The sequence below is a fragment of the Glycomyces tarimensis genome, assembly GCF_054776215.1.
Map to the genome: position 1 here is coordinate 58,332 of NZ_BAAHCB010000012.1, position 19,145 is coordinate 77,476.

General features: G+C 71.1%; 20 protein-coding genes. 17 read left to right on the top strand and 3 right to left on the bottom strand.

What is annotated here, in order from left to right; genetic code table 11:
* The 3 genes from ACYVK3_RS10985 to ACYVK3_RS10995 all read left to right on the top strand — a co-directional run.
* A partial coding sequence (locus ACYVK3_RS10985) for an acyl-CoA dehydrogenase family protein (RefSeq protein WP_460497354.1) occupies window positions 1-359 on the top strand: 359 nt, incomplete at its 5' end.
* Window positions 360-367: 8 nt separating this feature from the next.
* Window positions 368-1,183, top strand: coding sequence for a phosphate/phosphite/phosphonate ABC transporter substrate-binding protein (locus ACYVK3_RS10990; RefSeq protein WP_460497355.1), 816 nt, complete (start codon window positions 368-370; stop codon window positions 1,181-1,183).
* Window positions 1,177-2,184 carry a radical SAM protein gene (locus tag ACYVK3_RS10995; RefSeq protein WP_460497356.1) on the top strand — a complete coding sequence of 336 codons (1,008 nt, stop codon included), beginning with the start codon at window positions 1,177-1,179 and terminating at the stop codon, window positions 2,182-2,184. The genes ACYVK3_RS10990 and ACYVK3_RS10995 overlap by 7 nt, the downstream gene beginning before the upstream one ends.
* Here ACYVK3_RS10995 and ACYVK3_RS11000 read toward each other — a convergent pair.
* The gene (locus tag ACYVK3_RS11000; RefSeq protein ID WP_460497357.1) at window positions 2,171-2,989 is read right to left on the bottom strand and encodes an SDR family NAD(P)-dependent oxidoreductase; all 819 of its coding nucleotides are present in this window, start codon (window positions 2,987-2,989) and stop codon (window positions 2,171-2,173) included. The genes ACYVK3_RS10995 and ACYVK3_RS11000 overlap by 14 nt on opposite strands.
* Window positions 2,990-3,077: 88 nt before the next feature.
* On the opposite strand from ACYVK3_RS11000, the gene ACYVK3_RS11005 reads away from it, so the two are divergent.
* The 5 genes from ACYVK3_RS11005 (at window position 3,078) to ACYVK3_RS11025 (ending at window position 6,762) form a co-directional block, all read left to right on the top strand.
* Window positions 3,078-3,686 carry a TetR/AcrR family transcriptional regulator gene (locus ACYVK3_RS11005; protein ID WP_460497358.1) on the top strand — a complete coding sequence of 203 codons (609 nt, stop codon included), beginning with the start codon at window positions 3,078-3,080 and terminating at the stop codon, window positions 3,684-3,686.
* 157 nt (window positions 3,687-3,843) lie between these two features.
* Window positions 3,844-4,905, top strand: coding sequence for an AI-2E family transporter (locus tag ACYVK3_RS11010; RefSeq protein WP_460497359.1), 1,062 nt, complete (start codon window positions 3,844-3,846; stop codon window positions 4,903-4,905).
* 131 nt (window positions 4,906-5,036) lie between these two features.
* Entirely contained in the window at window positions 5,037-5,495 is a 459-nt protein-coding gene (locus ACYVK3_RS11015; RefSeq protein ID WP_460497360.1) for a hypothetical protein, read from the top strand.
* Between the two features lie 116 nt (window positions 5,496-5,611).
* The gene (gene leuE, locus ACYVK3_RS11020; RefSeq protein WP_460497361.1) at window positions 5,612-6,274 is read left to right on the top strand and encodes a LysE family translocator; all 663 of its coding nucleotides are present in this window, start codon (window positions 5,612-5,614) and stop codon (window positions 6,272-6,274) included.
* Window positions 6,275-6,390: 116 nt separating this feature from the next.
* Window positions 6,391-6,762: a DoxX family protein gene (locus ACYVK3_RS11025; RefSeq protein ID WP_460497362.1), complete on the top strand. Its 372-nt coding sequence runs from the start codon at window positions 6,391-6,393 to the stop codon at window positions 6,760-6,762.
* A 52-nt stretch (window positions 6,763-6,814) separates the two neighbouring features.
* Here ACYVK3_RS11025 and ACYVK3_RS11030 read toward each other — a convergent pair whose 3' ends face one another.
* A complete protein-coding gene (locus ACYVK3_RS11030) occupies window positions 6,815-7,945 on the bottom strand; it encodes a glycoside hydrolase family 53 protein (protein WP_460497363.1) in 1,131 nt (376 codons plus the stop codon).
* Between the two features lie 7 nt (window positions 7,946-7,952).
* A complete protein-coding gene (locus ACYVK3_RS11035) occupies window positions 7,953-9,917 on the bottom strand; it encodes a beta-galactosidase (RefSeq protein ID WP_460497364.1) in 1,965 nt (654 codons plus the stop codon).
* Window positions 9,918-10,246: 329 nt separating this feature from the next.
* Between ACYVK3_RS11035 and ACYVK3_RS11040 the strand changes: the two genes are divergently transcribed.
* The 9 genes from ACYVK3_RS11040 to rhaS all read left to right on the top strand — a co-directional run bounded on the left by ACYVK3_RS11040 (window position 10,247) and on the right by rhaS (window position 19,128).
* Entirely contained in the window at window positions 10,247-11,353 is a 1,107-nt protein-coding gene (locus ACYVK3_RS11040; protein WP_460497365.1) for a glycoside hydrolase family 53 protein, read from the top strand.
* Between the two features lie 67 nt (window positions 11,354-11,420).
* Window positions 11,421-12,449 carry a LacI family DNA-binding transcriptional regulator gene (locus tag ACYVK3_RS11045; protein ID WP_460497366.1) on the top strand — a complete coding sequence of 343 codons (1,029 nt, stop codon included), beginning with the start codon at window positions 11,421-11,423 and terminating at the stop codon, window positions 12,447-12,449.
* 128 nt (window positions 12,450-12,577) lie between these two features.
* Window positions 12,578-12,736, top strand: coding sequence for a DUF4926 domain-containing protein (locus tag ACYVK3_RS11050; protein ID WP_460497367.1), 159 nt, complete (start codon window positions 12,578-12,580; stop codon window positions 12,734-12,736).
* Between the two features lie 105 nt (window positions 12,737-12,841).
* Window positions 12,842-13,795, top strand: coding sequence for an NAD(P)-dependent alcohol dehydrogenase (locus ACYVK3_RS11055; RefSeq protein WP_460497368.1), 954 nt, complete (start codon window positions 12,842-12,844; stop codon window positions 13,793-13,795).
* Window positions 13,796-13,842: 47 nt separating this feature from the next.
* Window positions 13,843-14,358 carry a GNAT family N-acetyltransferase gene (locus ACYVK3_RS11060; RefSeq protein WP_460497369.1) on the top strand — a complete coding sequence of 172 codons (516 nt, stop codon included), beginning with the start codon at window positions 13,843-13,845 and terminating at the stop codon, window positions 14,356-14,358.
* A 131-nt stretch (window positions 14,359-14,489) separates the two neighbouring features.
* Window positions 14,490-16,028, top strand: a complete 1,539-nt coding sequence (locus ACYVK3_RS11065; RefSeq protein WP_460497370.1) for a sugar ABC transporter ATP-binding protein — start codon at window positions 14,490-14,492, stop codon at window positions 16,026-16,028.
* Window positions 16,025-17,062, top strand: a complete 1,038-nt coding sequence (locus ACYVK3_RS11070) for an ABC transporter permease (RefSeq protein ID WP_460497371.1) — start codon at window positions 16,025-16,027, stop codon at window positions 17,060-17,062. Before ACYVK3_RS11065 ends, ACYVK3_RS11070 begins: the two co-directional genes overlap by 4 nt.
* The gene (locus tag ACYVK3_RS11075; RefSeq protein WP_460497372.1) at window positions 17,052-18,044 is read left to right on the top strand and encodes an ABC transporter permease; all 993 of its coding nucleotides are present in this window, start codon (window positions 17,052-17,054) and stop codon (window positions 18,042-18,044) included. Before ACYVK3_RS11070 ends, ACYVK3_RS11075 begins: the two co-directional genes overlap by 11 nt.
* A 13-nt stretch (window positions 18,045-18,057) precedes the next feature.
* Complete coding sequence (gene rhaS / locus ACYVK3_RS11080) at window positions 18,058-19,128, top strand: rhamnose ABC transporter substrate-binding protein (protein WP_460497373.1); 1,071 nt, start codon at window positions 18,058-18,060, stop codon at window positions 19,126-19,128.
* Window positions 19,129-19,145 lie beyond the last annotated feature (17 nt).

Consider the following 19,145-nt stretch of genomic DNA (forward strand, 5'->3'; position numbering starts at 1 on the left):
TCGAACACCTGGGCGGGTCCCTCGCCCAGCTCCCCACCATCCGCGCCCAACTGGCCAAGATGTCCATCGACGTCGCCGCCGCCCGCGCCTACCTCGACGGGACCGCCGCCGCCCTGGCCGCGCCCGACGAGTCCACCGTGCTCCGGGTCCTCGCCGTCAAGGCCCTCGCCAACGACACCGCCCTGCGCGTCACCGACGCCGCCATGCGCGTGTGCGGCGGCGCCGCGTTCGCCAAGGGCCTCGGCCTCGAGCGCTGCTTCCGCGACGCCCGGGCCGGCCACGTCATGGCCCCCACCGCCGATGTCCTGTACGACTTCTACGGCAAGGCCGTCTGCGGCCTGCCCCTGTTCGAAAGCTGAGGTCCACCATGCCGAAACCGCTGCTCGTCGGCGCCGTCGCCTACACGCCCAACGTCGTCCCCATCTGGGAGGGCCTCCGCGACTACTTCGCCGACGGACCGGCCGAAATGGACTTCGTCCTGTTCTCCAACTACGGCCGCCAGGTCGACGCCCTCATCGACGGCACCATCGACGTCGCATGGAACACCAACCTCGCATGGGTGCGCACCGTCCTCCAGACCCAGGGCGCCTGCCAGGCCCTCGCCATGCGCGACAGCGACCTCGCCTTCCGGAGCGTGTTCGTCTCCCGGACCGGCAGCGGCATCGCCGACCTCGCCGATCTGCGCGGGCGCCGCCTCGCGCTCGGCTCGCGCGACTCCGCGCAGGCCGCGATCCTGCCCGTCCAGTACCTGCGCGAGGCCGGACTCGGCGAGGACGACGTCGAGCTCGTCCGCATCGACTCCGACCTCGGCAAGCACGGCGACACCGGCCGCAGCGAACTGGACGCGATCCGCGTGCTCCTCGACGAGGACGCCGACGCGGTGGCCCTCGGCGTCAACACCTGGAACGCGATCGGCGCCGACGAGCTCATGAACGACGCGCTCACGGCGTTCTGGACCTCGCCGGAGTACTGCCACTGCAACTTCACCGCACTCGACACCCTGGGCGCGGAGCAGTACGAGCCGTGGGTCGAGCACCTGCTGTCGATGTCGTGGGACCACCCGGACCACCGCCGGATCATGGAACTCGAAGGGCTCGAACGCGCATGGGTCCGCCCCGACCTGGCCGGCTACGCCTCGCTGTTCAAGGCGGTCGAGGACCAGGGGATCTCGGCGCGATGGTGAGCCCCAGAATCGTGCTCGACCTGGTCGAGCACTTGGGCGGTGTTTCGGCCGGGTCCATCGTGGAGATCCCGGCATCCGAGGTCGACGCCGCCCTCATCTCGCGTTGGTGCGAACGATCGGGCAACCGGCTGCTCTCCCTGGATTCCGGAGTGGCCCGTATCCGAAGGGGCCCGATCCCCGACGACGAGAGCATCCTCGCCTCGGTGCCGGCCGAGCGCCGGCCCGGGGCGAGGCTGTGGATCTACACCAACTTCGACTGCAACCTCGCCTGCGACTACTGCTGCGCGAAGTCCTCGCCGCAGACCGAGCGCCGCGCCATCGGCCCCGAACGCATCGAACGGCTCGTCGAGGAGGGCACCGGGCACGGCGTCACCGAGGTCTTCCTGACCGGCGGCGAACCGTTCATGCTGCCCGACCTCGACCAGATCGTCCGCGCCTGCGTATGGCGCGCGCCGACCACGCTGCTCACGAACGGGATGCTGCTGCGCGGCCGGCGCCTCGAGATGCTCCGGGCGATGCCGCGCGAGGACTTCGCCCTCCAGATCAGCCTCGACTCGGCCACCCCGGAACTCCACGACCGGCACCGCGGCTCCGGCACCTGGCAGCGGGCCCTGGACGGCATCCGCACCGCCCTCGCCGAGGGCTTCCGCGTGCGCGTGGCCGCCACCGTCGCGGGCGGCGAGAGCGGCGCGGCCGAGGCCGAGGCGTTCCACACCCTCCTCGACGAGGTCGGCATCGAGCGCGACGACCAGGTCATCCGCCCGATCGCCCGGCGCGGCTACGCCGAGGACGGCCTCGCGCTCACCGTGGAGTCCCTCATCCCCGAGATCACGGTGACCGCCGAGGGCGTCTTCTGGCATCCGGTCGGCGCCGACCACGACGACCAGCTCGTCACCCGCGAGCTGTTCCCCTTGGGAGCGGCGATCGACGAGGTGCGGCGGCGCTTCGCCGAGTACCGCCGCGAGACCGACGCCGCCGCCCAGCGCTTCACGTGCGCGTGACCCGCTCGGCGCGGTGCCCGTCGGCCATGATGCGGCCGACCGCCATCGTCAGGCGACGCCGGCTGACGAGGCGGCCGAGGCTCGCGGCCACCCGGTTCAACCTGCCGGCGACGACGCTCGGCGGCGTGCTGCGGCGGTCCAGCGCCCGCAGCGCCGTCGCGACCACCGCCGCAGCGGGCATGCGGCGCCTGCCGCCGGAGGCCCGCTCGCCGGCCACGTCGAAGAACTCCGTCTCCGTGGCGCCGGGGCAGAGCGCGAGCACGCGCATTCCGGTGCCGCGCGACTCGTACCACAGCGCCTCGGTGAAGCTCAGCACGAACGCCTTCGCCGCGCCGTAGACGGCCATGAGCGGAGCCGCCTGGTAGGCGGCCATGCTCGCCACGTTGACCACGAAACCGCCGCTCTCGCGCAGGCGGCCCGCGAAGGTGCGGCTGATGTCGACGAGGCCGGTGACGTTCAGCGCGATCTCCGCCATGAGCCGCTCGTGGTCGGCCTCGTGGAAGTACCGGTTGGTCGCGAAGCCGGCGTTGTTGACCACGCTTGTCACCCGCAGTCCCCGCTCGGCGCAGGCGCGATCGAGCTTCGCGCCCACCGAGGGAGCGGTCAGGTCCATCGCGATCGGCGTCGCCCTCACGCCGTAGTCGGCGCTCAACTCGTTCGCGAGCCGTTCCAAGCGCTCGAGCCGGCGGGCGACCAGCACCACGTCCGAGCCCCGCTCGGCCAGCGCCCTGGCGAACTCGGCGCCGATCCCCGAACTCGCGCCCGTGATCAGCACCGTCTGCGATCCGTAGTCGATCGTGTCCATGCGAACCCCTCTCTCCGATTGAAACTATATGACAATCTGGCACTGAGTGTCAATCTGGCTTCGTGTTTCACGCGGCTAGGATTGAGCGGTGGAGAGCGACACTGCCGACAACGAGGGCCTATGGGCGCGGACGCGGCGCGCGGCGTACGCCGAGATCACCGAGACCGCGATGAAGCTGTTCCTCGAGCAGGGATTCGAGGCCACCACCATCGACGAGATCGCCCGAGCCGCCGGGATCAGCCGCCGCTCGTTCTTCCGGTACTTCGGCACCAAAGAGGACGTCGTCCTCGGCGACATGGCCGGCGAGGGGGAGCGGGCCGCCCAGGCGCTGCGCTCGCGCCCGGACTCCGAGGACGTGTGGACGGCGCTCAAGAACGCCTTCGCCGACCGCTACGCGCAAATGCGCGAGCAGGACCCCGAGCGGATGCTCAAGGTCGCCGAGATGATGTACGGCACCCCGTCGCTGCGCGCGCGCAGCATCGAGAAGCACCTCCAATGGCAGGAACAGCTGACGCCCGAGGTCCGGCGCCGGCTCGGACCCGGCGAGGACGATGAGATGCAGCTGCGCGCGAGAACGATCGTGGCCTGCCTCGTGGCCTGCCTCGACACGGCCGGTGAGGCGTGGGTCCGCGCCTCAGGACGCCGCCCGCTGGTGGACTACTTCGACATCGCGCTGGCGGCCGTGCGCGGAGACTGAACTGACCGCGACACGCCGAGGTGCGCTTCGGAGGGCGCACCGCTCGCCGACCGGTCGAGGCCGATGCCGATCCCGGCACTGGCGCACCGCGCGTCACTCCAGTGCCTCAACTCGGCAGAACCCGTACACGGGAACGAATCTGTGCTAGACAACACCCATGACGGGAAACGCCCCACAGCTGCCGACGCGCCGCAGCCTGTCCCAGACCCCGCCCGTGCAGGCCGGACTCTATCTCGGTATCGGGCTCGCACTCGCCGCCGGACTCGTCTGGGCCGTAACGGAACTCAAGACCCTCATCATCGTCCTGGTGGTGGCCGGCTTTCTCGCCGTGGGCCTCAACCGCCCGGTGCAGTTCATGATCCGGCGCGGTTTTCCGCGGTGGCTGTCGATCACCACCCTCCTGGTCGGCCTGGTGCTGGTCTTCTGCGGCGGCTTCGCCCTCATCATCCCAGCGATCGTGAGGCAGGCCACCGAGTTCGTCAACGACGCGCCCGCCTACTACGACGACCTGATGCAGAGCGACCTCGCCCAGCGCTTCGGCGGGGAGTCGCGGCTGATCGAACGCCTCCAGGACCTGACCACGGCCGAGAACCTCTCGGCCGCGGCCGGAGGCCTGCTCGGGGGCGCGGCCTCGGCGGCGACCGTCATCGGCTGGTCGGTCACCGCCGTGATCCTGTCGCTGTTCATCCTGGCCGCCTACGACCGCATCCGCGACGGCGCGCTGCGCCTCGTGGTGGCCTCCAAGCGCGAACGCGCCGGCGAGATCCTCGACCGCATCCTCGTGCAGGCCGGTGCCTACCTTATGGGCGCGTTGACCATCGGCGTCGCCGCCGGAGCCTCGGCATGGGTGTTCATGGCGATCGCGGGCGTCCCCTACGCCGCGATCCTGGCGTTCATCGTCGCCGTGACCGACCTCATCCCGCAGATCGGCGCGACCATCGGCGCCGCCATCGTCACGCTCGTGGCCCTGACCGTCTCGCCGATGACCGCGGTCGCCGCGGTGATCTTCTTCGTGGTCTACCAGCAGTTGGAGAACTGGGTCATCTACCCGACCATCATGGGCAGCGCCGTGAAGGTCTCCAACCTCGCCGCGCTCGTGAGCGTGCTCATCGGCGCCACCTTGTTCGGCGTCATCGGCGTGGTCCTCGCCGTCCCCACCTACGCGGCGATCCGCCTCGTGATCAGGGAACTGGTGCAGCCGCGCCTCGACGCGCACTGACCCGCTCCGCGGGCCGAGCCGCCTTCGCCCGCCGGGGACACCCGAGGGCACGGCGATGCTCGACTGCGCCCCCGGCGCACGGGTCCGTACAGTGATGGGGTTCCGACCATCGCGACATCGAGGCACCGCACATGCCGATCTTGACCAGGGCCCGCCGGGCGTTCACCGTCTGGCGCTTCGGCGGCTACGCCAGACACCGCCGCGACGACGTCGCCAAGCTCTGGACGCTGCTCAGACGCCTGCCGAGGAACCGGCCCATGCGCGACAGCGACACCGGCACCGTCTACGTCCTCATGTCCCTGCCGTTCGACGACGAGGCGATCTACCCGTGCGCCGTCGAGACCGCCGAGGGCGGCGCGAGGACGCTGTGCGTCTACGACTCCCTCCGGCGCCGACCCGCCGACGCCCCGGTCCCGCCGCTGCTGCGCACCGCCGGGCCCTTCCTCGCCGGAACGGTCGACCACGACACCGTCCTGTCGCACCTGCCCGAGATCGTCGCCCGCGACGACGTCCGCAACGTCTCCGACGCCGAGCTCGAGGAGCTCCACGGGCAGCTCCGAAGCCTCTACGACGCCTACCAGGCGATCTGAGAGGCTCCTCGCGCGGCGTGGCGTCAATGAGCTTGGCACCCGAGACCTGGCGACCGTAAGCTGAGCGTGCGGCCGCGCGCCGCCGCCAGTCGCCCTCCAGAGAATCGGATGCGCCCGTGTTCGGCACCGTCGACCTGTGGCAGTACGTCGTCGCCACCGTCCTGATCATCCTGCTGCCCGGACCGAACTCGCTGTACGTGCTGTCCGTGGCCTCCAGGCGCGGCCGCCGGGCCGGGTTCGCCGCCGCCGCGGCCGTGTTCTGCGGGGACTCGGTCCTCATGATCGCCTCGGCCGCGGGCCTGGCCTCGGTGTTCGCCGCCTCGCCGTTCCTGTACAACGCCGTGCGCTGGGCGGGCATCCTCTACCTGACCTACCTCGCCTCCAGCCTGATCTACGGCGGCTGGAAGGCGTGGCGCGCCGCCAAGCGGGGCGGCGGCCCGCTCGCGTCGGGCGGCGGCTCCGCCGTCGCGACCGCGGTGCGCTCCGAGCGGCCGTTCGTGCGGGCGCTCATCGCCAGCCTGCTCAACCCCAAGGCGATCCTGTTCTTCGTGGCGTTCTTCGTCCAGTTCGTGGACCCCACCTACGACTACCCGGTGCTCAGCTACCTGGTCCTGTACGTCATCCTCCAGACCTGCTCGATGGTCTACCTGTCGACGCTCATCATCGCCGGGGACCGCTTCGCCCGGCTCTTCCGCGAGCGCCGAGGACTCGCCGCCGCCGGCAACGGCCTCGTCGGGGCCGTCATGATCGGCTTCGCGGCCAAGCTCGCCACGGGCTGAGCGGCGTCACCGCGCGCGGCCGCGGCTGCCATGGGTAGCATCGGCAGGATCTCGAGGGCGTGGCCGCCTCCGGCCGGGTCGCGGCCGCTGTCCGATCTATGAGGGAGTCTGCCCGTATGAACGCGTTGCTCTGGATCCTCCAAGGCGTACTCGCCGCGATGTTCGTCATCGTCGGCGTGCTCAAGTCCGTGCAGCCCAAAGAGAAGCTCGCCGGTCCCTTCCCGTGGGTCAATGACTACTCGATGCCCGTGGTCCGCCTCGTCGGCATCACCGAACTCGCCGCCGGACTCGGCCTGATCCTCCCCGGCCTCACCGGCATCGCCACCGTCCTGACACCGCTCGCCGCGGTCGGCCTGGCGGTCATCATGGTCCTGGCCGCCATCTACCACGGCCGCAAGGGCGAATGGTCGGGCATCGGCATGAACGCGGTGATCCTGATCGTGTCGCTCGTCATCGCGTGGGGCCGGTTCGGGCCATACGCGTTCTAGAGCCCGCGCGGCCGCGAGACGCGAGGCGTCCCGCGGCCGCGGCCTCGACCCCTCAGAGGCTCCCGAGGGTCTCCAGGCCCGGCAGGGCCCGGTCCTCGTAGTCGAACAGCGCTTGGTTCTCCCAGCCGTTGCCGCTGGACGGGTCGTCGGGATCCCACCCGTGGCCCGCGACGCCGGTCCAGGTGGCCTCCCACCAGAACACGCCGCGGCCCAGGCCGTTCGGGACGCCCTTGACCGTGTCGGCGACGGCGGTCAGCACCGCCGACTGGCTCTCGGGTCCTACCGGGTGGCCCGCGACCGGCTCGGGATCGGCGATGATGTTCGACCAGCCGTCCTTGTCCTCGGTGGTGAACGGGTAGGCCGTCTCCATCACGTACAGCGGCTTGCCGTAGCGGCCCGCGATATCGTGCATGTTGGACTCCAGGTCCTCGAGCGGCCCGTGCCAGTAGGGGTAGTACGACAGGCCGATGGCGTCATAGGGCACGCCATGGGACTCGGCGTTGTCGAACCACCAGCGGAAGGCCCCGTTGTCCCCGCCCTCGGCCAGGTGCAGCATCACCTCGGCGCGCGGCGCGGTGTCCCGGACCGCGTCGGCGCCCGCGGTGAGCAGCTCGGCGAGCTGCGGCCACCGGTCGTATCGGCCGTCGGGCCAGATCATCCCGCCGTTGATCTCGTTGCCCACCTGGACGATCGTCGGCGAGACGCCGGCCTCCGCGAGGCCGGCGAGCACGTCGGCGGTGTGGTCGTAGACGGCCGACTTCAGGCCCTCCGAGTCGAGGCCCTCCCAGGCGGCGGGCTTGTACTGCTTGCCGGGGTCGGCCCAGGTGTCGGAGTAGTGGAAGTCGACCAGGACGTCCATGCCGGCGCGCTCGGCGCGAGCGCCGATCTCCACGACCCGCGGCTTGGTGTTGTAGCCGTCGCCGGGGTCGACCCAGACCTTGAGCCGGACGCAGTCCACGCCGGCGTCGGCGAGGATCGCGATCGCGTCGGCCTCGGTGCCGTCGGCGCGGCGGTAGACCGCGCCGAGGTCCTCGGCCTTGGCCAGGCTCGAGATGTCCGCGCCGCTCACGAACGTCGACTGCTTCGGGCGCTTGCGGCGCGCGGCCTCGGCCAGCGCGGGGGTGGACGCCAGCGCGGCGACGCCGAAGGCGCCGGCCGCCGTGATGGCGGTTCTTCGGTTCATCGGGGGCTCACTCCTTTGTGATTCGTACGACGACGACCCCTCCCGCGGCGACGGGGATGTCACCGCCGTACACGGTGCCGTCGAGAGCGTCGACGCCCCGGATGCCCGGGACGGCGACGTCCTGGTCGGTGTGGTTGACCAGGAAGCAGTGGTCCCCGCGGCGGACGATCTCGACGTGGTCGGGAACGCCGGCCGGGCGCTCGACGCCGGCGTGGTCGAGGGCTCCGGCCAAGAGGTCGCGCAGTCCCGTGGCGTCGTCGAGGGCGGTGGCGGCGTACCAGGCGGTGCCGGTGCCGAACCGGTGTCGCGTGATCGCGGGGTGTCCGGCGTCGGGCCCGTCGGCGAAGGTGCTGACGGTCTCGGCGCCCTCGCATCGGACGCGTTCGGACCAGATGCGGCCGGCCTCGCCGGAGTCGAGGGCGACCCGGCCGCCCTCGGGCAATGGGTGGAACTCCTCGGTCCACAGCCCGAGCGTCTCGCGCAGCGCGCCGGGGTGCGCTCCGGGGTGGACGGTGTCGTGCTCGTCGACGATGCCGGAGAAGTAGGAGACGAGGAGGTTGCCGCCCTCTTCGACGTAGCCGCGGAGGTTCTTGGCCGCGTCGCAGGTGAGCAGGTAGGAGGCGGGGGCGACGACGAGCCTGTAGCCGCTCAGGTCCGCGTCGGCCCGGGCGAAGTCGACGGTGACGTGCTGCTTCCACAGAGACTCGTAGTAGGCCTCGACCCGCTCGCGGTAGCGCAGGTCGATCGAGGGGCGCCACTCGAGTTCGAGGGCCCACCACGACTCCCAGTCCCACAGGATCGCCACCTCGGTGTCCACATCGGATCCAGTGACGGGGGCGAGGCGCTCCAGCTCGCTTCCGAGGGCGACGACGTCGCGCCAGACCTCGGTGTCGGTGCCGCCGTGCGGGACCATCGCGGAGTGGAACTTCTCGGCGCCGGCGCGGGAGGCGCGCCACTGGAAGAACATGAGGCCGTCGGCGCCGCGGGCGAGGTGGGCCAGGGAGTTGCGGCGCATCTCGCCGGGGGTCTTGGCGAGGTTGCGCGGCTGCCAGTTGACCGCGGAGGTGGAGTGCTCCATGACCATCCACGGGCCGCCGGCGACGCCGCGGGTGAGGTCGGCGCTCATGGACAGCTCGATGTGGTTCTCGGGCCGCTCGGCGACGAGGTAGTGGTTGTTGGAGACGATGTCGACCACGTCGGACCAGCGCCAGTAGTCCATGTCCTTGCAGTTGGGGACCATGAAGTTCGTGGTGGCCGGGGCCTGGGAGTGGCGGGCGATGATCTCGCGCTGGAGCCGGTAGCCGGCGATGTGCTCGTCGTTCGAGAACCGCTTCCAGTCGAGCTGGAGGGCCGGGTTGACGCCGGGCGGGGCGGCGCCGGGCGCCTCGATCTGGTCGAAGGAGCGGTAGACGATGCCCCAGAAGGCGGTGCCCCAGACGTCGTTGAGTCGCTCGATGTCGGCGTACTTCGCGGCGAGCCACCGCTGGAACGCCTCGGTGGAGACCGGGCAGTAGCACTCGACGTGGGCCCAGCCGTACTCGTTGTGGAGGTGCCACATCTCGACGGCGGGGTGGGCGCCGTATCGGGCGGCGAGCTGTTCGACCACGGCCGCGCACGCGTCGCGGTAGGCGGGGGAGGAGGGGCAGGTCCCGTGGCGGGTCCCGCCGGCGAGGGTCCGGCCGTCGGCGTCGACGAGCCGGATCTCGGGGTGGGCCTTGCGCAGCCACGCCGGCGGGGAGGAGGTCGGGGTGCCCAGGTCGACGCCGATGCCGTGGTCGTGCAGGAGCCCGATGATCCTGTCGAGGCCGGTGAAGTCGTACTCGCCGCGTGCGGGTTCGATGATGCCCCAGTTGAAGATGCCGAGGCTGACGAGGTTGACGGCCGCCTCATTCATGAGGCGGACGTCCTCGTGCCAGACCTCCTCGGGCCACTGTTCGGGGTTGTAGTCGCCTCCGTAGCGAATGGTCTTCAACGCGGTCTCCTGTGAGTCCTTGCATATGTGCCTGTGAACGTGCACAGTACCCGAGGCGCAAAGCGATGACAACCCTCGATCCGCTGCCTGCATGGTGTTCCATTGTGCTCGTCCCATGAAAGAGATTTCCGGTTAAATCGTGCAAACTGCACATTGCTGTCTTGCGTTACGGTTCGGCGCTCGCTAGATTCGTGTAAACGTTCACAGTCCGGTGGGCGCCCTGCACACCCTCTGGGTCCCTGAAACTCGGTGCCGATCACGATCCTCTATATCGTCCTGCGGCGCCACCTCGTCACCGGGGCCGCCGCGGGCGCGGAGAAAGGATGAGCATGACCGCACCCGTCAGGGGCGCCGACGTCTCGATGACCGAGGAGGTCGAGGGATTCGGCGGCGCCTTCCGCTCCGGGGGCCGCGAACGCGAGCTGTTCGAGCTGCTCGCCGAGGCTGGCGTCAACACGGTCCGCCTGCGCCTGTGGGTCGACCCGCGCGACGAGACCGGAGCACCGTACATGGGCGGCACCAACGACATCGAGGCCACCGTGCGGCTGGCCCGCCGCGCGCGGCGGGCCGGGCATCGACTGCTGTTGGACCTGCACTACTCCGACTTCTGGACCGACCCGAAGAAGCAGTCGATCCCCACGAGCTGGAGGGGCCTGGCGGGCGCCGACCTGGAGGCGAAGGTCGGCGCGTACACCGCCGAGGTCTTCGACCGCCTCGCTTCCGAGGGCCTCACGCCCGAGTCGGTGCAGGTCGGCAACGAGATCACGAACGGGATGCTCTGGCCGGTCGGCGCGACCCCGCGCTTCGACGGCGAGACCCGCGAGTTCGGCCCGGAGGACGAGGCCGCGTGGGAGCGGCTCGCGAGGCTGGTCAACGCCGGCCTGGCGGCCGTCCCCGATCCGGTCCGCACGATCATCCACCTCGACTTCGGCGGCGCGAACGAGCTCTACCGCGGCTGGTTCGACCGGATGCACGGCCTCGACTTCGACGTCATCGGCCTGTCGTACTACCCGTTCTGGCACGGCACCCTCCACGACCTGGGCGCCAACATGAACGACATCAGCGCACGGTACGGCAAGGACGTCCTGGTGGTCGAGACCGCCTACCCGCACACCGACGCGGCCACGGCCTCGCCCGGGGCGGTCCTCAGTCCCGAGCTCATCGAGGCCGGCGGCTACCCGGCGACCGTCGAGGGCCAGTCGGACTACCTGCGGGAGCTGTACGTCACCGTCGCCGCCGTCCCGGCCGGACGCGGGCTCGGCGTCGTTTACTGGGAGCCCGCCTGGCTGCCGGTGGAGGGTACGACCTGGGCCTCCCGCGCGGGCATGGAGTACGGCGACGACATCGCCGAAGGCGGCAACCCGTGGGCCGCACTGGCGCTGTTCGACCACGGCGGCAACGCATTGCCGTCGCTAAAGGCGCTCGGCGCGGGATGAGTCGCGCGTGGCGGACCGCTTCCCCTCGGGAGGCCTCCGCGCGCTCCCGCGCGAGCGGAGATAATCGATGGCAACGCAAGGGAGTGTTGAGGCAGTGGCACGGAAACGACCGACCATCCACGATGTCGCGGCGGCATCCGGGGTCTCCAGGGGCACGGTGTCGCGCGTCCTCAACGGGCAGGGCAACGTATCGCTGGCGGCCGAGACGGCGGTGCGGCGGGCCGTGGCCGAGACCGGCTACGTCGTCAACCGCGCCGCCCGGAGCCTGAAGACGAGCCGGACCGGTTCGATCGTGATGGTGCTGTCCGAGCCGCAGGAGCGGCTGTTCGAGGACCCGAACTTCAGCGTGCTCATGCGCGTGGCCACCAACCAGCTCGCCGAGCGCGACATGTCACTGGTGCTCATGATCGCCGGGGACGACGGCGGCCGCGACCGCGTGGCGCGCTACCTGCGCGGCGGCCACGCCGACGGGGCGCTGCTCGTCTCCACGCACGCGGGGGACCCGCTGCTGGAGGCGATCGAGCGCAGCGGGGTGCCCGCCGTCGCCTGTGGTGCGGTGCTGGGCCGCGAGAGCGTCATCCCGTACGCCGCGGCCGATGACCGCGGCGGGGCCAGGGCGATGACCGAGTACCTGGTCGAGCAGGGCCGGCGCAGGATCGGCATGATCACCGGCCCGCTCGACACGCCGGGAGGGTCGCTGCGGCTCGAAGGCTTCACGGGGGTGCTGGGCCGCAAGGCGAGCAAGCAGATGATCGTCCACGGCGACTACACCCAGGCCGGCGGCGAGGTCGCGATGCGGCGCCTCCTGGAGACCGTCCCGGACCTCGACGCGGTCTTCGTCGCCTCCGACCTCATGGCGGCCGGCGCGCTCCAGGCGCTGCATCTGGGCGGGCGCCGGGTGCCCGACGACGTGGCGGTGGGAGGCTTCGACGACTCGGCGATCGCAACGGCGACCCGCCCGGCCTTGACCACCGTTCGACAACCGCTCGCCAAGGTCGCGGAGGAGACCGTCCGCCTTCTCATAGCACTCCTGAACGAAGAGGAGGTCGAACCGGTGGTGTTCCCCACCGAACTGGTGGTCCGAGCCTCCGCCTAGCGTCCTCGCCGCTCCGCAGCGCCGGCCTTGGAGCTTCGGCCGCTGTTCCGCGTTCCTCATCGGATGGATTACCAGCCATGGGGAACGACCCGGCTCGTGGCGCTGAGCTTCCCGCCGAAGGGAGCACGATGAGACGCTATGACGTGGTCGAGCTTACCGAGGATCTGCCGGAAGCAGGGCTCCGCGCGGGTCTCATCGGCACTATCGTCGACGTCTACGATGAGCCGCAGGCGTATGAAGTCGAGTTCGTCGACCCGACGGGGTGGCGATCGCACTGTCGGCGCTGAAGCGGGAGCAGCCGCGGCCGAGGGCCTCATCCCCTTCGCATCGCGGCAGATCGTCAGTGAGAGCGGCGCCGGGCCTTCGGCGCCGCACAAGCGAGGAGGCACCCCATGTCCACGCCCATCATGCGCGCCGCCCAGTTCGATCGGTACGGACCGCCGGAGGTCTTGCACGTTCGCGAAGCGCCCAGGCCCGTGCCCAAGGCCGGTGAGGTGCTCGTGCAGGTCCATGCCGTCAGTGTCAACCCGGTGGACGCCAAGATCCGGGCCGGCGCGCTGAAGCCGATGACCGGATGGCGCTTCCCCAAGGGAATCGGCACCGACTTCGCCGGGGTCGTGGTCGAGACCGGCGCCGACGTCGACGCCGGGCTCGCGGGGCAGTCGGTCTGGGGCGCGATCAACCCGATGACCGCGGGCGTCACCGCCGAGTACATCGCCGTGCGCGCGGACCTGTGCGCCCCGATGCCGTCCAACGTCGATTTCGCCGGCGCTGCCGCCCTGCCGGTCGTCGGCATCTCGGCGCTCACCGCGCTCGACGCGGTCGGCGTCGAGGCCGGGCAGCGGCTGTTGGTCATCGGGGCGAGCGGCGGCGTCGGCAATGCGGTCGCACAGCTCGCGGCGGCCCAGGGCGCCAAGGTCACGGCCGTCTCCAGCAGGGCGAACCTCGATTTCTGCCGTGAGCACGGCGCCGAAGAGGCGTACGCCTACGACGCGCCCGGAGAGTTCGGGGGCAAGCGCTTCGACGGGATCGTCGACGTGCACGGCACCCGCATCAACGCCCACCGCGCGCGCCTGCGTTCCGGCGGCCGGATGGCGACGGTCGCCTACAAGGCCCTGCCCGCCGCGCTCGCCTCGACCGTGCTGCCGGGGCCGCGCGTGCGCCTCGTCCAGATGCGGCCCGGCCGCGAGCGGCTCGAGCGCCTCGCCCGGCACGTCGAACGCGGCGATCTGCGGCCGGTCATCGGCCGCTTCTACGCCCTCGACGAGGTCGCCGAGGCGCACCGGTCGACGGACACCGGCCACAGTCGCGGCAAGCGAGTGATCCTCCTCGTCGAGCCCGACTAGCGGCGATCTCGCTTGCGCGAGCGGCGGTGAAGCGCGAAGCTGTCGGTATGCGAGCAGCCGTGCGCCTCACCGACGGCGTCGTCGCCCTGACGCCGCTGGGACCTGACGACCTCGATGCGCACCTGGCGGGGGAGGACCCGGAACTGATCCGCTGGCTCACCGGCGGGCCCTCCCGGCGCGAGCAGACGCTCGCCTACCTGCGGCGCTGCGAGCGCGCCTGGGCGGAGGGAGGGCCGATGCACCACTTCGCGATCCGCTGCGGCGAGGACGCGGCCCCGGCCGGCACCATCGACGTCCAGTTCGATCAGCCGTACCTGCCGCCCGGCCGGGTGAACCTCGCGTTCGGCCTCTACCCGGCCTGGCGCGGGAAGGGCCTTGCCACGCGCGCGGTCGGCCTCGCCTGCTCCTACGCCGCCTCGCTCGGCGCCGAGGCCGCCGTCATCCGCTGCGAGCGGGAGAACCAGCGCTCGGCCGCCGTCGCGCTTCGAGCCGGATTCGCCTACCTCGACCAGCGGGCCTCCGGCGGTGGGCTCCACGACTGGTATGTGCGCGAGCTGTCCTGACGCGCTACTGGGGCGGCTGAGCCAAGGCGGGCGAGGAGGTTCCACGGGCTCCGGGGTTGACCGGGAGCGGTACCGGTTTGTAGGGTGCTACTAGATCGACGAATTGAAACGATTCAGTGAACGGGGGTTCCGTGTCCGCTCTCGCCGACGAAACCGAGCCCGAACCGCCCGCCCCGGCGCCGATCGTCTCACTGACCGGTGTGGCTAAATCCTTCGGCGCCGTCCGGGCCCTGCGCGAGGCCCGGCTGGAGCTCCACCCCGGCGAGGCACATGCCCTCATCGGCGAGAACGGCGCCGGCAAGTCCACGCTCATCAAGGTCCTCGCCGGCCTCTACCGGCCCGACCGGGGCCGCATCGAGATCGACGGCGTGCCGACGGCCTTCGCCGACACCGCCGCCGCCAGGGACGCCGGCATCGCCGTCATCTACCAGGAGCCCGCCCTGTTCGGCGACCTCACCGTCGCCGAGAACCTCTTCATCGGGCGCCAACCCAAGGGCCGCTTCGGGCTCATCGACCGCGCCGCCATGAACCGCGCCGCCGCCGCCCTGTTCGACCGGCTCGGCGTGCCCATGGACCCCGACCGGCCCGCCAAGGGCCTGTCCATCGCCGACCAGCAGATCGTCGAGATCGCCAAGGCCATCTCCCTCGACGCGCGCGTACTCGTCATGGACGAACCCACCGCCGCGCTGTCCGGCGTCGAGGTCGAGCGCCTCTTCGGCGTCGTGCGCGGACTGCGCGACCAAGGCGCGGCCGTCCTGTTCATCTCCCACCGCTTCGACGAGGTCGAGGCCCTGTGCCAGCGCGTCACCGTCATGCGCGACGGCGCCCACGTCTCCACCGACCTCATGAGCGAGGTCGGCGTCGATGAGCTCGTGCGCCGCATGGTCGGCCGCGAGCTCGGCGCGATGTTCCCCAAGCAGGACGTCGAAGCCGGTGACGTCGTCCTCGACGTGGAGGGCCTGAGCCGCACCGGCATCTGCCGCGACGTCACCTTCCAGGTGCGCGAGGGCGAGATCGTCGCCCTCGCCGGACTCGTCGGCGCGGGCCGCAGCGAGGTCGTCCAGGCCGTCTTCGGCGTCGAGCCCAGGGACGCCGGACGCGTGAGCGTCGCCGGCCGCGAGCTGCCCTCCGGCAAGCCGAGGGCCGCCATGCGCGCCGGTGTCGCCCTCGTCCCCGAGGACCGCCGCCAGCAGGGCCTCCTGCTCGACCTGTCCATCATGCGCAACGCCACGCTCACCCGCAGCGGCCGCCTGTCCCGCTTCGGCTTCCTCGCCGGCGGCGCCGAACGGCGCGAGGCCGAGGCGTGGACCGCGAAGCTGAACACCAAGTACGGCAGGCTCACCGACCCCGCCGGGACCCTCTCCGGGGGCAACCAGCAGAAGGTCGTGCTCGCCAAGTGGCTCGCCACCGACCCGAAGGTCCTCATCGTCGACGAACCCACCCGCGGCATCGACGTCGCGACCAAGGCCGAGGTCCACCGGCTCCTGTCGGACCTGGCCGCCGACGGCGTCGCCGTCCTCATGGTCTCCTCCGAGCTCCTCGAAGTGCTCGGCATGGCCGACCGCGTCCTGGTCATGCGCGAGGGCCGCATCGCCGGGGAGCTCGACCGCGCCGACGCGACCGAGGAAGCGGTCATGCTCCTCGCCACCGGGCAGGAGGCGGCCGCGTGAGTACCCTCGCCAAGAGCGCCGCACAGGCTCCGGCGGCCAAGACCGGCTCGACCGCGCTCGACCTCGTGCTGCGGTTCCGTGCGCTCGGCCTCGTCATCGCGCTGGCCGCCTTGATCGGTGTCACGGCCGCCGTCAACGCCCGCTTCCTCAGCGCCCAGTCGGTCCGTGACCTGCTCTTCGCTGCCGCCATCACCGTGCTGCTCGCCTGCGGCATGACCGTCGTCGTCCTCACCCGCGGCATCGACCTGTCCGTCGGCTCCGTTCTGGGCCTGTCGGCCTATGCCACCGCGAGCGTCCTGAGTGACTCCGGCATCGCGACCGGCGCCGCGATGCCCATCGGGCTCGCCGTCGGCGCCGCCTGCGGAGCGCTCAACGGCGCGATCATCCACTTCGGGCGAGTTCCACCGCTCGTTGCCACGCTCGGCACCCTCTACGTCTTCCGCGGCGCCGTCTACTTCCTCGCCGGCGGCTCGCGCATCAACGCCTCCGACCTGCCCGCCTCCTTCCTCGACTTCGGCAACGGCACCGTCCTCGGCGTGCCCTACCTCTTCCTCGTGGCCGCGCTCGTCCTCGCGCTCGTCGGCGTCTTCCTCCGCGGCCACCGGGCCGGCCGCGACCTGTACGCGCTCGGCTCCAACCCCGAGGCCGCCCGCCTCGCAGGCATCCCGGCGGGCCGCCGCCTCATGACCGCCTACGTCCTCTCCGGCTCCCTCGCCGGCCTCGGCGGCGTGCTCTACGCGGCACGCTTCGGCACCGTCGACGCCTCCGCCGGCTACGGCATGGAGCTCAACGTCGTCGCCGCCGTGGTCGTCGGCGGCGTCGCGATCTTCGGCGGCTCGGGGACCGTCCTCGGCGCCGCGCTCGGCGCGCTCCTGCTCGCCGTCATCAACAACGCCCTGCCGGTCCTGCGCATCGACCAGTTCTGGCAGCAGGCCATCGTCGGCGCGCTCATTCTCGCCGCGATCGCCCTCGACCGGCTCGTCAGCCTCCGGGCCGCCCGCGCGCTGCGAAAGAAGGGGTCCCATGCCGACTAAACTCCACGCCGCCGTGCGGCCCCTGACCGGCTGGGACGCCGCGATCATCGCCGCGACGCTGGCCTTCCTGCTCTTCGCCGCTCAGACCGTCGAGCACTTCGGCACCGCCCGCAACTTCGGTTACATCGTGCTCGACCTCGCCCCGATCCTGCTGCTGGCACTCGCGATGACGCTCATCGTCACCACCGGCGAGATCGATCTGTCCGTCGCCAGCACCGTCGGCCTGAGCAGCGCCGCCATGGGAGTCATGTGGAACGGCGGCCTGCCGCTGGAGACCATCATGCCCGTCACCGTCCTGCTCGGCGCGTGCCTCGGCGCGGTCAACGGCCTGTTCATCACCGGCTTCGGCCTGCCCTCGCTCGCCGTCACCATCGGCACCCTCGCCCTCTACCGCGGCCTGGCGTACGTCCTGCTCGGGGACACCGCCGTGGCGGACTGGCCGAGGGACTTCACCGGCTGGACGCTCGGCACCCTCGGCACCAGCGAGATCCCGAACCTGCTCATCCCCATGGCGGCGCTGGCCGTCGTCTTCGGCGTCGTGCTGCACGCGACCTCGGTCGGCCGCTCGGTCTACGCCGTCGGCGCCAATCAGATCGCCGCCGCCTACGCCGGGATCGCCGTGGGGCGCCTGAAGTTCTGGCTCTTCGTCACCTCGGGCGCGATGGGCGGGCTCGTCGGCGTGCTGTGGACCCTCCGCTACTCCTCGGCCCGTGCCGACAACGCCTACGGCCTCGAGCTCACCGTCGTGGCGGTCGTCCTGCTCGGCGGCGTGTCGATCTTCGGCGGCAAGGGCGCGCTCCCGGGCGTCCTGGCGGCCGTGGTCCTGCTGACCTCGCTGCAGAACGCGCTGCGTCTGGCGCACGTCTCCACCGAGGCGCTCACTGTCGTCACCGGCTCGCTGCTCATCGTCGCCGTGCTCGCCCCCAACACCGCAGGCGCGATCCGAGGCGCCCTGCGCGCTCGGCAACGCCGCACCGCATGAAAGGGAAGAACCCATGTCTCGCAAACGCATCACTCACATCACCGCACCGGTGCTCGCCGCCGTGCTCCTCGCCGCCTGCGGCGGCACCACCCAGGACGACCAGGGCGAGGACGCCGGGCCCGGCGGGGACCGCGCCACCGCCGACCCGAACGCCGACTACCAGACCGGCCTGTCGATCGCGATGCTCCCCAAGTCGGTCAACAACCCCTACTTCGAGGCCTCCAGCGAGGGCGCCGAAGGCGTGGCGACCGAACTGGAAGGCGAGTACGAGTACACCGGCCCGTCCGACGCCTCCGCCTCCTCGCAGGTCAGCTACATCGATACGCTCAGCCAGCAGGCCACCGACGTGATCCTGCTGTCGGCCAACGATCCCAACGCCCTGTGCTCATCGCTCGAGCAGGCGCGGGGCGGCGACACCGTCGTCGTCACCTTCGATTCCGATGTGGACCCCGATTGCAGGGACCTGTTCGTCAGCCAGGTCGACAGCGATGAGGTCGGCCTGACCCTCCTGGAGATGACCGCCGAGCAGATCGGCGGCGAGGGCGAGATCGCGGTCCTCTCGGCGACGGCCAACGCCACCAACCAGAACGCCTGGATCGACGTCATGGAGGCCGAACTGGAGTCCAACCCCGACTACGCCGGCATGGAGCTGGTGGACGTCGTCTACGGCGATGACGAGGACGAGAAGTCGTTCTCCGAGACCCAAGGCCTCCTGCAGGCCCATCCGGACCTGAAGGCGATCGTCTCGCCGACGACCGTCGGCATCGCCGCTGCCGCCCGCTACCTGTCGGGCTCGGAGTACCAGGGCGAGGTGGCGCTCACCGGGCTCGGCACGCCGAACCAGATGCGCGAGTACGTCGAGGACGGCACGGTCACCGAGTTCGCGCTGTGGGACCCGACCGCGCTCGGCGAGCTCGCCGCCTACACCGGCGCGGCCGCCGCCTCGGGCATCATCACCGGCGCCGAGGGGGAGGTGTTCACCGCGGGAGAGCTCGGCGAGTACACCGTCGGCCCCGACGGCGTGGTGACGCTCGGCCCGCCGACCCGCTTCAACGCCGACAACATCGACGACTTCGACTTCTAGGGCGTCGGTGCCGTCTG

Bases quoted from the DNA above. Each gene is read 5' to 3' on its own strand.
- ACYVK3_RS11030 (WP_460497363.1), bottom strand. From the start codon at position 7,945: ATGAACCGAAGAACCGCCATCACGGCGGCCGGCGCCTTCGGCGTCGCC.
- ACYVK3_RS11010 (WP_460497359.1), top strand. From the start codon at position 3,844: ATGACGGGAAACGCCCCACAGCTGCCGACGCGCCGCAGCCTGTCCCAG.
- ACYVK3_RS11055 (WP_460497368.1), top strand. From the start codon at position 12,842: ATGTCCACGCCCATCATGCGCGCCGCCCAGTTCGATCGGTACGGACCG.
- ACYVK3_RS11075 (WP_460497372.1), top strand. From the start codon at position 17,052: ATGCCGACTAAACTCCACGCCGCCGTGCGGCCCCTGACCGGCTGGGAC.
- ACYVK3_RS10990 (WP_460497355.1), top strand. From the start codon at position 368: ATGCCGAAACCGCTGCTCGTCGGCGCCGTCGCCTACACGCCCAACGTC.
- ACYVK3_RS11000 (WP_460497357.1), bottom strand. From the start codon at position 2,989: ATGGACACGATCGACTACGGATCGCAGACGGTGCTGATCACGGGCGCG.
- ACYVK3_RS11050 (WP_460497367.1), top strand. From the start codon at position 12,578: ATGAGACGCTATGACGTGGTCGAGCTTACCGAGGATCTGCCGGAAGCA.
- ACYVK3_RS11060 (WP_460497369.1), top strand. From the start codon at position 13,843: ATGCGAGCAGCCGTGCGCCTCACCGACGGCGTCGTCGCCCTGACGCCG.
- ACYVK3_RS11045 (WP_460497366.1), top strand. From the start codon at position 11,421: ATGGCAACGCAAGGGAGTGTTGAGGCAGTGGCACGGAAACGACCGACC.
- ACYVK3_RS10995 (WP_460497356.1), top strand. From the start codon at position 1,177: ATGGTGAGCCCCAGAATCGTGCTCGACCTGGTCGAGCACTTGGGCGGT.
- rhaS (WP_460497373.1), top strand. From the start codon at position 18,058: ATGTCTCGCAAACGCATCACTCACATCACCGCACCGGTGCTCGCCGCC.
- ACYVK3_RS11025 (WP_460497362.1), top strand. From the start codon at position 6,391: ATGAACGCGTTGCTCTGGATCCTCCAAGGCGTACTCGCCGCGATGTTC.
- ACYVK3_RS11015 (WP_460497360.1), top strand. From the start codon at position 5,037: ATGCCGATCTTGACCAGGGCCCGCCGGGCGTTCACCGTCTGGCGCTTC.
- ACYVK3_RS11040 (WP_460497365.1), top strand. From the start codon at position 10,247: ATGACCGCACCCGTCAGGGGCGCCGACGTCTCGATGACCGAGGAGGTC.